The following is a 14,876-nucleotide window of genomic DNA, read 5'->3' as shown; positions in this document are numbered from 1 at the left end:
GAAAGGATGAACAGCCATGGCTGGCAAGGTTTATTTAGTGGGTGCGGGTCCTGGAGATCCAGATTTACTGACGGTCAAAGGATTACGATGCCTGCAGGAAGCCGATGTCATCCTTTATGATCGGCTTGTTAATCCTGAACTACTTAACTCGGCAAAAGAAGGGGCGCAGTTGATTTACTGCGGTAAGCTCCCTAATTACCATACGATGAAGCAGGAAACGATTAACCACTTTTTAGTCAAGTACGCTAAAAAAGGGTATCAGGTGGTTCGCTTAAAAGGCGGTGATCCTTTTGTTTTCGGCCGCGGCGGCGAGGAGGCGGAAGAATGTGTGAAACACGATATTCCGTTTGAAGTGGTTCCCGGGATTACTTCCGGGATTGCCGCTGCTGCTTATGCCGGGATTCCGGTTACCCACCGCAGTTTGAGCAAAAGTTTTGCTTTTATTACGGGGCATCAGGCTGCTGGCAATATGGCCGCCGAACATCAATGGTACCATCTGGCGAATGGGGTGGATACGCTCTGTATTTATATGGGGGTATCACATTTGCCGATCATTGTGCACCAGCTAATTAAGGCCGGCAAATCTCCTCAGACTCCAATTGCCCTCGTGCATTGGGGGACACTTGAGTCTCAGCAAACAGTGGCAGGAACGCTTGAAACCATCGAGGAACTTGTGAAAAAAGCGGCAATCTCGAATCCAAGCATGATTGTGATTGGCGAGGTTGTAAAGCTGCATCATCGGTTAAACTGGTTTCAAGAAGAAATTGTTCCTAAACTGCCGCTTGTTCATGGGTAGTGTTTGGAGGAGATGAAGATGAAAGCCATACTATACATTGGTCATGGCACACGCTCGAAAAAAGGAGCAGACGAGGCAAGAGCCTTTATTGCGAGAGTGAGCGAGCGGGTGGATGTGGCGATTCAAGAAATCAGTTTTTTAGAGTTAACGGAACCGTCGATTGAAGAAGGTTTTAGGCGCTGTGTGGAGAGAGGGGCAGCAGAAGTAACGGTCGTACCCCTATTTCTACTAGCAGCCGGTCATATCAAGCAGGATATCCCAAACGTTCTAGAGGCGATAAGTGAGCAGTATCCTGATGTTTTAATCGATGTAAAGGATCCTTTCGGTGTTCAAGGCCAAATTCTGGATGCAGTCGCTGAACTCGTACGAGAGACCGTCGAGACAGTAGGGCTCGAGGATCGGGTGTTGATTGTCGGAAGAGGGAGCAGTGACCCAGCCACACTGGCAGATTTCGGCTTAATTGCGGATGGCGTGAAGGAACGTCTAGGTATCACAGGTGTTTCGGTATGTTATTTGGCGGCAGCCGAACCCCGTCTAAAAGAGGGGTTAGCAGCCGTGCTGAATGATGCACAGGGTAAGGTGATTGTGATTCCTTATTTGTTATTCTCAGGGCTCCTGATTGCGGAGGTAACGGCTGAGATTCGGAAATGGTCGAAGCTAGGCCGTGAAATTCATCATACCGGTATCCTCTCCGGCCATCGGGTGATTGAGGATATTGTCGTGGAACGGGCAACTAATGATTAACGTTTACTAAATAGCATTTTTTGTCCACGTTCCTAAGAAATTTTGAAAAAAAGGTAACTTTTACAGAATAATAGTTGTCTGAATCATAAAAAAATGGCATGCTAGATTCTAAGAGAATTTTCTCAATAATATTGCAAAATAATATTTTTTAATTCCATGTGAGGTGGTATTGTTGCAACTTCAGGTATTGAACAGCCCGTTTACAGAGGAGCAAGTGGAGCTCCTTAACAGACTCCTGCCAACCTTGTCCGAAACACAAAAGGTTTGGCTCAGCGGCTATCTTGCCGGCTCCCAATTGGGAACCGCATCAGCCCAATTGGCACAGCTTCCAAGCGAAAATTCAAAAATCTCAAAAGAGGTAACGATTCTTTATGGTTCTCAAACCGGGAACTCTAAAGGCCTAGCCAAAAAATCAGCGCAATCGCTAGAAGCAAACGGATACCAAGTAACCGTCAGCGCCATGAGCGATTTTAAACCAAACAATCTTAAGAAGCTGCAAAACCTTTTAATCATTGCGAGTACACATGGAGAAGGAGATCCGCCTGATAATGCGATTAGCTTCCATGAGTTCTTATACAGTAAAAGAGCACCAAAACTAGAAGACTTACATTTCTCTGTTTTAGCGCTTGGAGACAGCTCTTACGAATTTTTCTGCCAAACAGGGAAAGACTTTGATGCTCGTCTAGAAGAACTAGGCGGTACACGTCTATACCCACGCTTTGACTGCGATGTTGATTTTGACGAACCAGCTGCAGAATGGCTTGAAGGAGTTCTAGCCAGCTTAGGTGAGGCCGCAGGCACGACTCAAGCAGCAGCTCAAACGGCAGTAAACCCAGCAATCGAATCGGTTTACTCGAGAACGAACCCGTTTAAAGCAGAGGTTCTCGAAAATATCAACCTTAACGGACGAGGCTCAAATAAAGAAACCCATCACCTTGAGATTTCCCTTGAAGGTTCTGGCCTTACTTTTGAACCGGGAGATGCCCTTGGTATTTATCCAGAAAACGATCTTGAGTTAGTTGACTTGTTGATCAAGGAACTGAATTTCAATCCTGAAGAGAAAGTAACAGTGAAACAAGGCGATGTTCGTACGTTAAGAGATACGCTCTTATCTTATTACGAAATCACGGTTCTAACAAAACCACTTCTTCAAAAAGCAGCAGAGCTTACTGGAAATGCAGAGTTACTGGAGCTTCTTGCACCAGGTAAAGAAGAAGAGGTAAAAGCCTATATTCATGGTCGCGATTTAATCGATTTAGTTCGTGACTACGCTCCTTGGAACGTATCGGCGCAGGAGTTTGTCTCGATTTTACGTAAAATACCAGGTCGTCTTTATTCGATTGCCTCTAGCTTAGCGGCAAACCCTGATGAAGTTCATTTGACGATCGGTGCTGTTCGCTATGATGCACATGGACGCAGTCGTAATGGCGTGTGTTCAACATTAGTAGCTGATCGCATTAACCCTGGGGATATTCTCAATGTATACGTTCAGCAAAACGAGAACTTTAAACTGCCACAAAACCCTGAAACACCAATCATTATGGTTGGACCTGGTACAGGTGTAGCACCATTCCGTTCGTTTATGCAGGAACGCGAAGAAACTGGGGCAGAAGGCAAATCATGGATGTTCTTCGGTGATCAACATTATGTGACGGACTTTCTTTATCAGGTAGAATGGCAAAAATGGCTAGCAAACGGAACGCTGACGAAAATGGATGTGGCTTTTTCAAGAGACACTGACCAAAAGGTATATGTACAGCACCGTATGCTTGAAAACAGTCAGGAATTGTTCCAATGGCTGCAAGAAGGTGCGGCTGTATACATCTGTGGTGATGAGAAACATATGGCACATGATGTTCACCAGACACTGATTGACATTATTGAAAAAGAGGGCAGCATGAGCCGTGAGGAAGCAGAGGCTTACCTGGCAGATATGCAGCAGCAAAAACGTTACCAGCGGGATGTATATTGATTTTAAGGGGAAGGAGTTTAATTTCAACATGGTTAATCAAATTTTAAAAGCACCAGATGGACCACCAAGTGATGTTGAGGATATAAAAGTAAGAAGCAACTATCTGCGCGGTACTTTGAAAGAAGTAATGTTGGACCGCATCAGTGCCGGTATTCCGGACGACGATAACCGTCTAATGAAGCACCACGGCAGCTACTTGCAGGACGACCGTGACCTTCGCAACGAGCGTGCCAAGCAAAAACTTGAACCAGCTTATCAATTCATGCTTCGGGTCCGCCTTCCTGGGGGAGTAGCAGCACCAAGCCAGTGGCTTGTAATGGATGATCTTGCCGACAAATATGGTAACGGCACTCTAAAGCTGACCACACGTGAAACATGGCAAATGCACGGAATTCTAAAATGGAATATGAAAAGTACCATTCAAGAAATTAATGCAGCCCTAATGGATACAATCGCAGCCTGCGGTGATGTTAACCGTAATGTAATGTGTGCTTCGAATCCATATCAATCTGAGATTCATGCTGAAGTATATGAATGGTCAAAAAAATTAAGTGATGATCTTCTTCCAAAAACAAGAGCTTATTATGAAGTGTGGCTCGATGAAGAAAAAGTAGCCGGAACTCCTGAGTTCGAAGAAGTGGAACCGATGTATGGTCCAACCTACCTGCCTCGTAAGTTCAAAATTGGTATCGCTGTTCCGCCGTCCAATGATATCGATGTCTTTTCACAAGATTTAGCTTTCATTGCGATTGTCGAAGATGGCAAACTAATCGGCTTTAACGTTGGTATTGGCGGCGGAATGGGAATGTCACACGGTGATACCGCGACATATCCTCAGCTGGCAAAAGTGATCGGTTTCGTTAAACCGCACCAACTTTATGAAGTAGCGGAAAAAACGATTACGATCCAGCGCGATTACGGAAATCGTTCCGTTCGTAAAAATGCCCGCTTTAAGTACACAGTTGACAGACTTGGTTTGGAAAACGTAAAGGCTGAACTTGAAAACCGCCTTGGCTGGAGTTTGGAAGAAGCGAAGCCATTTAATTTCGATCATAACGGCGACCGTTACGGCTGGGTAAAAGGAGTACAAGGGAAATGGAATTTCACCTTGTTTATTGAAAACGGCCGTGTGGCGGACTACCCAGATTATCAATTAAAAACTGGCTTGCGTGAAATTGCCAAAGTACATACTGGTGATTTCCACTTAACCGGTAATCAGAACGTAATTATTGCGAATGTTTCAAGTCAAAAAAAGAAAAAGATTAACGAATTAATTGAGAAATACGGCTTAACAGACGGAAAGCATTATTCTGCATTACGCCGCAGTTCCATGGCCTGCGTTGCCCTTCCAACTTGTGGATTAGCGATGGCAGAAGCAGAGCGCTATTTACCATCTCTAATTACAAAAATTGAGGATATTGTTGATGAAGCAGGCTTGCGTGATAAAGAAATTACCATTAGGATGACAGGCTGTCCAAATGGTTGTGCCAGACACGCACTTGGGGAAATTGGCTTTATCGGTAAAGCGGTAGGTAAATACAATATGTATCTTGGTGCTGCACATGATGGCAGCCGTTTAAGCAAAATGTACCGTGAAAATATCGGTGAAGAAGAAATTTTGAAAGAGTTGCGCGTGATTCTTCCACGCTACGCGAAAGAAAGACTAGAAGGCGAGCACTTTGGTGATTTCGTCATCCGTGCTGAAATCGTGAAAGCAACTACTGACGGTACCAATTTCCACGAATAAACTGGATTCCTTCGAGAGGCAGTTTATCAAAAATGGCTTAGTTCATTTGAACTAAGCCATTTTTTTATTTTACAATATAAGTAATCGCCTTTTTAGGACAGTGATCAATGCATGACCCGCATAAAATACACTCATTGTCATCCATGGCTTCTATTTTAACTTTGTCTGAAACATTAAGACTCATAGGGCAGGACTTATCGCATAAATGACAGTTTATACATGCTGCTTTATCAGCATTTAATCTGAGTCGTTTAATATGAAGCAGAGTCCCAAATTTAGTTCCTATTACCATAAACGGCGCCATCCAGCAAAAATAGTGGCAAAAGATCCTTTTACCAAACACAACAGAGGGTATGAAAATTAGTAAAACTACCCCATAATAAATGATATAATCATATACATTGGCAATCGATATTCCATTAGTAGTTTGATAGAAAAAATTTACCGTTATTTCATGTTTTCTAAATATAAAACAAAATATAATACTACTAATCCAGATTACCCATATGACATATTTTATATTATTTTTCCATCCTTGCCTGGGATTTTTATCATTAATAAGCGATGCATACTCTTGAAGTCCTCCCGCAGGACAGAGGTATCCACAAAATAATCTTCCTAAAAAAATTGAACTTATGAGCAATGCAAGAAAAACAATGAAACTTCCGGTCATAATTCCGTCTAGTGCACCTAAAATAATCAATTGTGGTGACAGATAATAGATGGTGATCGGAAATAGCAACATGGAGACGACTAATATCAATTTTCTACTATTTTGCCTTTGCATCTTTGTTCCCCCTTAACATAACTTAATTGTTGTGAAAGGATTCACAACAATTAAAAAAGCATTATTTATCAACGGTTGCTTTTAAATGCTGAAGGTGTATGCCAATATGTCCAATACCAATGATCATAGCGGATCCAATCAACCAAATCACTTTTCCATAAATGCCCAAGAGCAAAAAAGCCATCACAGGGAGACTTGCACCAGGTACGGGAATTCCATAAAAACTTCGATAAAAATTTTCTTCCGTATGCTCACTAATAAAATATCTAATCCAACTAATCTCATATAGAATCATCAAAATAAATGATGCTAGTAACCAATAACTCCAGGCTGAAAACGGAGCAGGGTTAAAATCGCTAAAAGTCAAAATGCTGCTAGTACAGCATCCTTGTCCAATCCGCTCAAATAATAATAATAGTTTGTTTTCTTCGGCAGGGTTATAATCAATTGGCTTATTCTTACTCCATATAGTGTTGGGAATCCATAACATCAATAAATAGATTAGACCAACATAGGAAAATCCTAAATGACCTAACATATGATCACCCCTGAAAGAATTCATTTCAAATTTAGTCTTAATTACCTTTTTTTACTTATTTTACCATCAGGTAAATTGATAGAAGTTACTTAAAAAGGAAAATATTGTGAATTTTTATTTAGCGCTAGATAAATAGCTGTACAGAAAATCAAAAAGGTGTAAAAATAAAATGTGATTTGAATCTATGATAGTGGTTATATAAATACTAAGACATCAATGGAATTTACATAGGGGGAATTGACATTGAATAAAGGGATCATATGGAAGCTGGCATTATTTTCTTTGATGATACTATTAGGTGTTGCCGCCTATACAATTGTTCAAAAATCAGAAGAGCCGCCAAAGCGTGTCATGGCTCAGCAAAATGGCAAGCCAGTTACAATCTATCTTGCCGGGGACTCAACTGTTTCGAATTATCCGAAATCACTTTACCCGCGAGCAGGCTGGGGAGAAATGCTGCCAACCATGCTAGATTCAAAAGTTACGATTCGGAATTACGCAAAGCGTGGGAGAAGTTCAAAAAGTTTTATTTATGAAGGAAGATTAAAATTGATTTTGAACCAAATCCAAAAGGGTGATTATCTCTTCATTCAGTTTGGACATAATGATGAGAAATTCAGCTTTCAAAGACTGTATACGAATCCAAACACAACTTATAAAAGGTACTTGAAAAAGTATATTGAGGGTGCTAGGAGAAAAGGGGCCAACCCTATACTTGTGACACCAGTGGAAAGGTTGAGGTTTTCAAGTGATGGTAAGGCACTGGAAACACACGGCCGATATCCAGCGGCGATGAAAGCTCTGGCTAGAGAAGAAAATGTTCCTGTTATTGATTTAGCGGCAAAGAGTAAAAAATTATATCAGCAGCTAGGACCCGATAAAACAAAAAAATTATTTTTATGGCTAAAAACAGGAGAGTACCCAAACTACCCTGATGGAGCAAAGGACATTACTCATTTCCAAGCCTATGGGGCACGGCAAATTGCCAAATTACTTATACAGGGAATAACTGAGCAAAATCTGCCGCTAAAAATGCATGTCTTACCAAAATACCGTTAGTAAATACAAGAAGAAGGTGTCCCAAATAGTATAACTTTTAGGGGCACCTTCTTTTTTTATTCATTAGTTTAGTCTGTGATCTCCGCTCCAGGCGCGAGCGGTTCGCGGGCGGTACGGGGAGCCTCCTCGTCGCTTCGCTGAGGGCACTGAAAAAGTTCACATTTTAAGCAGTTGAAAGGTAGACTTTATCGACCTTTTAACTGCCTTTTTGTTTTATAATAAAATTATAAAATTTTGCGGGTGGTATTCAGATGATTTCCGATCAAGAATCTTTTACTCTTAGTCCATATATAGCAATTTACGATCTTGTTGTGCCACAAGAAAATATGCTTCGACGAATTAAAGAATTAGTGGATTTTTCGTTCATTCTCGAAGAGTTAAAAACGAAATATTGCCTAGATAACGGGCGGAATGCGGTGCCACCAATCCGAATGTTCAAATATCTATTACTGAAGTCGATTTATGATTTATCAGATGTAGATATCGTACAGCGTTCCAGATATGATATGTCGTTTAAATATTTCCTCGACATGGCACCAGAAGACCCGGTAATAGATCCAAGTTCGTTAACAAAATTTCGTAGGCACCGTCTTAAAGATGTGGGCTTATTAGATTTGCTTATTGGGAAAACCGTTGAGATAGCACTTGAAAAGGAAATTATAAAAAGTAAAACAATAATTGTGGACTCCACACATACGCAGTCACGTTATAACCAAAAGTCGCCAAAGGAATTTTTGCAAGAGAAGTCAAAAAGTCTAAGAAAAGCAGTTTATCAAATCGACGAATCAATGAAGGAGAAATTTCCACCAAAATCAACTTCTGACGAAGTTGGAGATGAATTGAATTATTGTCGTCAAGTTATTTCTGTTGTCGAATCGGAACCACTAATAGCTGCAATTCCTAACGTTAATGAAAAATTAAATGTCCTACATGAAGTAGTAGAAGATTACACAGACCATATGAGTCAAATGAATTGTTCAACTGATACAGACGCACGGGTAGGACATAAAACAGCAGACTCTTCATTCTTCGGATATAAAACACATATTGCAATGAGCGATGAAAGAATAATAACAGCTGCAGTTGTGACAACGGGAGAAAAAAGTGATGGAAAATATCTGCAGGAGTTAATTGAAAAAAGCCAAGCAACAGGAATGGAAATTAATACAGTAATTGGTGATACAGCCTATTCTGAAAAAGACAATATTAGCTATACAAAAAAAAATCAACTTGAACTTATTTCTAAATTGCATCCACATATAACACATGGAACACGGGCAAAAGAAGATGAATTTGAATTTAATAAAGATGCTGGAATGTTCGTTTGTAAGGCAGGGCATATGGCAATTAAGAAAAAATATGAAGAAAGAAAGGGGCAAGACAAAAACCCAAGAATCAAGTTCTTTTTTGATATTGAGAAATGTAAAGGTTGTGCATTCCGTGATGGGTGCTATAAAGAAGAAGCAAAAAGTAAGACATACTCAATAACAGTTAAATCAACAGAACATAAAGATCAAGAAGAATTTCAAGAAACAGAAAGATTCAAACAACTAGCAAAAACTCGCTATAAAATTGAGGCCAAAAATAGCGAACTTAAACACAGACACGGGTTTAAAATAGCAAATTCCTCGGGTCTATTTGGCATGGAAATTCAAGGGGCAACAGCGATGTTCGCAGTGAATCTTAAGCGGATTCTAAAGCTCCTAAATGAAAAAGTGTAAAAGAAGACAAGGAAAAAGGTGACATTTCATCTAATTTAAGACGAAATGTCACCTTTTTTTATATTAGCTCGTAATTTTATCTTATCTCAAATTGAAAAGTTAAAAAAACGTAAGTTTTTCAGTGCCCTCGCTTCGCTCCTGCGGGGTCTTCCCTGCCCCGTACTCCCGCAGGAGTCTTCGCGCCTTCCGCTCCAATCAACAGAGTGTGAAAAAATTATTCATCAACAACCTTTTTGGGTCAGCCTCTTCTTGTTAATCATTTAACCTAATTTTACAATTATTCTTCCACGGGCCTGCGCTTTTAAGAGCGTAGGAAGGACTTCTGGCAGCTGTTCAAGCGTTACTTCATCTTGAATGAGATATTCCAAATTTGCTGGTTTGAAATCTGAGGCGAGCCGATCCCAAATTATTAAGCGAGCTTCCATCGGACAATAAACAGAGTCGATTCCTAGTAAATTAATGCCTCTAAGAATGAATGGGAACACGGTTGCTGGCAATTTTGTCCCTGCTGTTAAGCCGCTAGCCGCAACTGAACCGCCGTATTGAATTTGACTTAGTAACGAAGCGAGTGGTTCTCCGCCTACTGGATCGACCGCGGCAAACCATTTTTGCTTGCCTAAGGCTCTAATTTTTCCATCAAAAACTTCTTCACGCGGGATGACCGCGCTTGCACCGAGCTTTTTCAAGTAGTCATGCTCGGATTCTTTACCGGTACTTGCTTCCACTTGGTAGCCTCGCTTAGCAAGAATGGAAACAGCAAAGCTTCCGACCCCGCCTGTTGCACCGGTTACGAGCACTTTCCCTTGATCAGGTGTTACGTTATTCTCTTCTAACCGTTGGACCGAGAGCGCAGCGGTAAAACCGGCTGTACCAATGACCATTGCTTCTTTTAAGGTTAAACCATCTGGCAGCGGAACAATCCATTTAGCAGGAATGCGGGCATACTCACTGTATCCTCCAAAATGGGAGACACCAATTTCATAGCTTGTGGCAATCACTTCATCGCCTTCTTGGAATCGAGCGTCACTTGATGAAACCACCACTCCTGCTAAATCGATACCCGGTAGGAATGGATAGCGTGTGACAATATTGCCATTTGGAATACTGGCCAAACTATCTTTATAATTGACACTCGAGTAGTGGACCCTGATAAGGACTTCGCCTTCAGGAAGATCAGCTAATGTTCGCTTTTGTACTTCAACAGAAAATTGCTCGTCCTGTTTATCAACAATCAAAGCTTTAAACGTTTGTGACATGGCTTTAACTCCTCATAAAAAATTGACTTAAAATTATCATACAATAAATATTATCATTTTACCTTTATGATACACGTACTAATTGTGACATTACGAGGAAATCGCCTCTGAGGATAATAGTCCCGAAAATGGAACAAAATGAAGTTCTTAGCATATCATATGGAAAACGGATGAGCCCGCTTTAGAAATTCGTGTCACCTTAATTTTTAATAAAAAATTTACTCGTTAAATTAATTTTATATTAATATTCAAAAAACCAGCAATATCCTGAATAGTACTTCTGGTTTATTTAGTTCATTTGGAATATAATTAACTTATATTCTTTTATTGTATTCGGTCGGGAGGTTAACTTATGAGCATAAAACATAAAAAGTATAATTTCTTTCAACGTCTAGGACGTGCTTTTAAGTTAAACTTTTTAAAACTTCTCCGTTCTCCTGGAGGGGCAAAAAAGGTTTCATTGGGTTTTGCAATAGGATTCGGGCTAGAGATGTTAGTGATTTCGTCTGCCTCCCTAATATATATATTATTCGTACCGATTGTCCGTTTGGCGAAAGGATCGCTACCGGCTTCGATTATCGGGAATGTGATTGGAAAACTGACGTTGCTGCCTGTCATTTTATTGCCTTTTGCCAGAAAATTAGGAAAGCTAATTCTTCCCATGAAGGTGAAAATTGGGCACAATGGCTCTTTTTCATTCCAAAAACTGTTGCATGGTGATTTCCATAGCCTGGTAAGCCTCATTCACGGCGGATTTCACGCTCTGATTGGGATGACGATTTTTGGAATTATCCTTAGCGTTATTTCGTACTTCATTGTTCATTATTTTTATGAAAAAGAACGAGTAAATCGTTTAAAAAGAAGGCGTTCTAAAAGTGAGATACGGATTAAAAGAGTGAATAAAAATTTTATTTGACCCTGTAATCGTTAGCATGAATTATACAAAAAAAACGAAGGAGTGATGATGCTCCTTCGTTTTTTTATGCGGCCGTTTTTCGATATTGATGTTTAAATTGATAAATCATTTGCTCGGAAATCGCGGTATAACCCGCTAAATTTGGATGGACACCATCGGCAGATAAATTTTGTAAATGCTGTCCGTTAATCACCTTTGTTGTTTCAATCACAATCGAAGAGGGCAGGCGGTTTGCCACTTCATAAATATGGACATTCCATTTTGGCAGCAGTTTATCAGCAAGTGAGTACATTTGGTTATCCGGAGATAATGGATTATATAATTCTAATAAAACCACCGTAGCATGAGGATTTAGTTTTGTTACTCGAGAAGTTATATCAGTTAAATTCTTCGTAAAGGTGGCTTGCAGCTCGTCATAGGTTTGAAAGACAGATTGGAGATCTAATCCTTTGGCTGCATGAATGATATCATTTCCGCCCACGTTGATTGTAATAATGTCAGCCTGTTTAATGGAATCATCAAATTGCCCAGACTGGACAAGCTGGTTTAATTCGCTGCTCGTAATCCCGTTAATTCCTTGGTTGTTAAACTCTATTTTTTTATCGGCCTGTTCGCCGAGCGAATTAGAAAATTGCGAAACCAGATTTTCACTTTGTTCGGCACCAACACCACGGATAACCGAGTCACCTATGGCTAGGTGATGCAAGGTATCTGCTTTTGTATTTTTAAAATAAGTAAGATATGAAACTTGGTTATCAGCCTGACTGGCTTTTACCGTATGTTTTTTCATTTGGTAAAGTTGATAATGTGGATAATAGATCCATATCGCTGAACCAAGTCCAATAATTAAAACGCAACAGATTAGGTATCTAAAAAACTTCATTTCCTTCACTCCCTGATATTCCATTATAGCAAGGAAAACAACAGAAATATGTAGGAGGTGATTTCCATTCAAACGGAGAGCCGATTAAATTCGGATTACTTGTCCTTTAAAGGCATCCTTCCAATAACCCTCTGTCATATCGGCAATAGCTACTCCAGTAGAGGACTGGGAGCCGATGAATTTGCCATTTCCGATATAAATCCCGACATGACCATCTTTTTTATACGTGTCAAAAAACACAAGGTCACCCGGCTGCATATTAGCTGGGGACACCTGTCTGCCAGCTTTTTTAATTGCATTCGTATTTCGTCCGATTTCGATACCTGCTTGCGCAAAAGACCAATGAACGAATCCAGAGCAATCAAAGCGTCCGTTGGCAATATCATCGGCCGTTCTACCGCCGCCAAATACATAATCTGAGTTTCCAATATACTTTCTGCCAGCATTTATAACCGTATGTACGTACCCATTTTTAGAGTTAACAGGGGTAACAATGTGTGACTGTATCGGTGCCACTTTTTTTGTCACTACCTCAAGCTGTTGTGCTATTTGTTTATATTCAGCTTGCTTATTTTCCAGCTGAGTTTTTCTTATTTTTAGATTATCTTTTAATTGAGCTAACGTTGTCAACTTCTTGTTTAGATTTGCTTGTTTTTTTACATATTTCTGCTGCTCGCTTTCTTGTTGTTTAATCAGGTTCCGATCCGCCTCAGCAATTGCAGCCACAGCCCCAACCCGATTCAAAAAGTCACTTAAACTAGACGAGCCAAGCAAAACTTCAAGATAGGTGACTTGTTTATCACTATGTTGATAGGCAAGGGCCCGTTCTTTTAAAATAGTTGACCGTTTTTCGATTGCTTTTTTGGCTGCCTGTATATCTTTTTCAAGGTTTTGAATGTCTATTTGCAGGACTTTTTGATTTTTGTCGGCCATTTGCATGGCTTGAGCATTTGCTTGAATATCTTGGGATAATTGAAAAAGTTTTTTATTTAGATTAGATGTTTTCTGGAATGTTGAGTCTTCGGTGTGTGTAGAAGGGGGAAGGGCAGTGTTGCTATGATCGGTTTGTAAGTCTATTAATGTTTCGGCCTGAACCTTAGATTTTGTTATGTCAACCCCGGCTGCTATGAGCACAATAAACAAGGTTAAAAGGATGAGTACTTTTTTAATCAAAATAACACCACTACTTTCATGAGTTTTCAAAATATTCTCAATACACGTTGTACATTGTAACAAATCATTTTATCAATCGTGTTAGGAGAGTTTTACAATTTGGTATCAGTCGTGATTTTATCTCAAGGAACGTAAAGAAAAAGGATGCCTGTCCTGCTGGACAAACATCCTTCTTTCAAAACTATACGATTGTTTCACCTAGTAAAAGGACCTTCAATTGTTCTTTAGGCAGCTGCTGATTTTCCCATGCTCGGTATAAACGTGCTAACGCTTCCGGACCAGTATCGTCCGCTAAGCGATAGGCACCGTAATGCATAGGAATAAAGGTTTTCGCCCGCAGCTCAAGGAAGGCCTTGACGCTATCCTCTGGATTAATGTGCGAAACGGCCATAAACCATTCCGGTTCGTAGGCACCAATCGGCATAAACACCGTATCAATTTCAAATTGGTCGGCAATTTGTTTAAAGCCGCTAAAATAGCCGGTATCGCCAACAAAATAATCAGTTTCTTTCTCTGTTTGAAAAATCCAGCCGCCCCAATGGGAGGTGTTCATATCATTCACGGACCGCCTTGTCCAGTGCTGAGCAGGGACGAAGTGAATGGTAATGCCTTGATGCTCAGCACTTTCCCACCAGTTCAGTTCCGTTACTTTTTGATAACCTTTTTTTAAAAAGAGTGATTTTAAACCAGCTGGTACATAATAATGGGGGTTGCCTTTTAATTTTTTTAACGTCGGAAAATCTAAGTGATCATAATGGCCATGCGAAATGACCACAACATCAATCTCTGGCATGTCCTCTAAAGCAATCCCGGGCGCTGTTAATCTCTTCTGAAAGCCCATCCGCTTGGCCCAGACAGGGTCTGTTAAAATATTAACCCCATTTAGCTGGATTAAAAAAGTGGAATGGCCGATCCAGGTATAGGTGGTTTTGCTCCTGTTATCATTGATTTCTGTTATCTTTTTTACAGGTGATTGTTCAATTTGAACCGTTAAATCCTTCACCTTGGCTTTTCTCTCTTTTTGCCACTTTCGCATGTCTTTAAATGTTTTTTTATTTTCAACACCATCTAAGTTCGTGTATCTCATCATCGTTCTTCACCTTGGTCTCTCATGAGTTTGGATCTAAAACGAGTATAGCAATTATTCGTTCAACCATCAAAAATGAACAAATGTCACCATCCAGGAAATATAGTAATAAAACATTATGTCCAGATTAAAAAATTGTTGCGTTCATTAAAATAAGGTTAAAGTTTCTATCAGGTGCCAATTCGACAATATTCTAA

General features: G+C 40.2%; 13 protein-coding genes. 7 read left to right on the top strand and 6 right to left on the bottom strand.

The genetic code is table 11. The features are described 5' to 3' along the window. Positions 1 to 16 precede the first annotated feature (16 nt). The 4 genes from cobA (at position 17) to cysI (ending at position 5,259) form a co-directional block, all read left to right on the top strand. Positions 17 to 796: a uroporphyrinogen-III C-methyltransferase gene (gene cobA, locus ACZ9EE_RS03795; RefSeq protein WP_476025353.1), complete on the top strand. Its 780-nt coding sequence runs from the start codon at positions 17 to 19 to the stop codon at positions 794 to 796. An 18-nt stretch (positions 797 to 814) separates the two neighbouring features. Continuing rightward, entirely contained in the window at positions 815 to 1,540 is a 726-nt protein-coding gene (locus tag ACZ9EE_RS03790; RefSeq protein WP_476025352.1) for a sirohydrochlorin chelatase, read from the top strand. Between the two features lie 172 nt (positions 1,541 to 1,712). Beyond that, a complete protein-coding gene (locus tag ACZ9EE_RS03785; protein ID WP_476025351.1) occupies positions 1,713 to 3,512 on the top strand; it encodes an assimilatory sulfite reductase (NADPH) flavoprotein subunit in 1,800 nt (599 codons plus the stop codon). Between the two features lie 28 nt (positions 3,513 to 3,540). Further along, on the top strand, positions 3,541 to 5,259 hold the full coding sequence (cysI, locus tag ACZ9EE_RS03780; protein WP_476025350.1) for an assimilatory sulfite reductase (NADPH) hemoprotein subunit: 1,719 nt from the start codon (positions 3,541 to 3,543) through the stop codon (positions 5,257 to 5,259). Between the two features lie 64 nt (positions 5,260 to 5,323). Here cysI and ACZ9EE_RS03775 read toward each other — a convergent pair whose 3' ends face one another. Continuing rightward, positions 5,324 to 6,046, bottom strand: a complete 723-nt coding sequence (locus tag ACZ9EE_RS03775) for a 4Fe-4S binding protein (RefSeq protein ID WP_476025349.1) — start codon at positions 6,044 to 6,046, stop codon at positions 5,324 to 5,326. Positions 6,047 to 6,107: 61 nt separating this feature from the next. After that, positions 6,108 to 6,584 (bottom strand): hypothetical protein, encoded by a 477-nt coding sequence (locus ACZ9EE_RS03770; RefSeq protein WP_476025348.1) that lies wholly within the window; start codon positions 6,582 to 6,584, stop codon positions 6,108 to 6,110. Between the two features lie 351 nt (positions 6,585 to 6,935). Between ACZ9EE_RS03770 and ACZ9EE_RS03765 the strand changes: the two genes are divergently transcribed. Together ACZ9EE_RS03765 and ACZ9EE_RS03760 are read left to right on the top strand one after the other, a co-directional pair. Continuing rightward, a complete protein-coding gene (locus tag ACZ9EE_RS03765; protein ID WP_476032844.1) occupies positions 6,936 to 7,643 on the top strand; it encodes a rhamnogalacturonan acetylesterase in 708 nt (235 codons plus the stop codon). Between the two features lie 251 nt (positions 7,644 to 7,894). Then, positions 7,895 to 9,364 (top strand): IS1182 family transposase, encoded by a 1,470-nt coding sequence (locus ACZ9EE_RS03760; RefSeq protein WP_476025347.1) that lies wholly within the window; start codon positions 7,895 to 7,897, stop codon positions 9,362 to 9,364. Between the two features lie 260 nt (positions 9,365 to 9,624). Here the strand turns inward: ACZ9EE_RS03760 and ACZ9EE_RS03755 are convergent, their stop codons facing one another. Then, complete coding sequence (locus ACZ9EE_RS03755; RefSeq protein WP_476025346.1) at positions 9,625 to 10,620, bottom strand: NADPH:quinone oxidoreductase family protein; 996 nt, start codon at positions 10,618 to 10,620, stop codon at positions 9,625 to 9,627. Positions 10,621 to 10,972: 352 nt separating this feature from the next. On the opposite strand from ACZ9EE_RS03755, the gene ACZ9EE_RS03750 reads away from it, so the two are divergent. Beyond that, a complete protein-coding gene (locus tag ACZ9EE_RS03750; protein ID WP_476025345.1) occupies positions 10,973 to 11,536 on the top strand; it encodes a DUF2062 domain-containing protein in 564 nt (187 codons plus the stop codon). 64 nt (positions 11,537 to 11,600) lie between these two features. Here the strand turns inward: ACZ9EE_RS03750 and ACZ9EE_RS03745 are convergent, their stop codons facing one another. From ACZ9EE_RS03745 to ACZ9EE_RS03735, 3 genes are all read right to left on the bottom strand, one after another. Continuing rightward, positions 11,601 to 12,419, bottom strand: coding sequence for a GDSL-type esterase/lipase family protein (locus tag ACZ9EE_RS03745; protein WP_476025344.1), 819 nt, complete (start codon positions 12,417 to 12,419; stop codon positions 11,601 to 11,603). Positions 12,420 to 12,503: 84 nt separating this feature from the next. Next, positions 12,504 to 13,592, bottom strand: coding sequence for a C40 family peptidase (locus tag ACZ9EE_RS03740; protein ID WP_476025343.1), 1,089 nt, complete (start codon positions 13,590 to 13,592; stop codon positions 12,504 to 12,506). Between the two features lie 181 nt (positions 13,593 to 13,773). Next, positions 13,774 to 14,682, bottom strand: coding sequence for an MBL fold metallo-hydrolase (locus ACZ9EE_RS03735; RefSeq protein ID WP_476025342.1), 909 nt, complete (start codon positions 14,680 to 14,682; stop codon positions 13,774 to 13,776). Positions 14,683 to 14,876 lie beyond the last annotated feature (194 nt).

It is taken from the genome of Bacillus sp. URHA0034, from assembly GCF_056280405.1.
The sequence above is the reverse complement of the archived record's forward strand: the minus strand, read 5'-3'. Positions and strand labels throughout refer to the sequence as shown.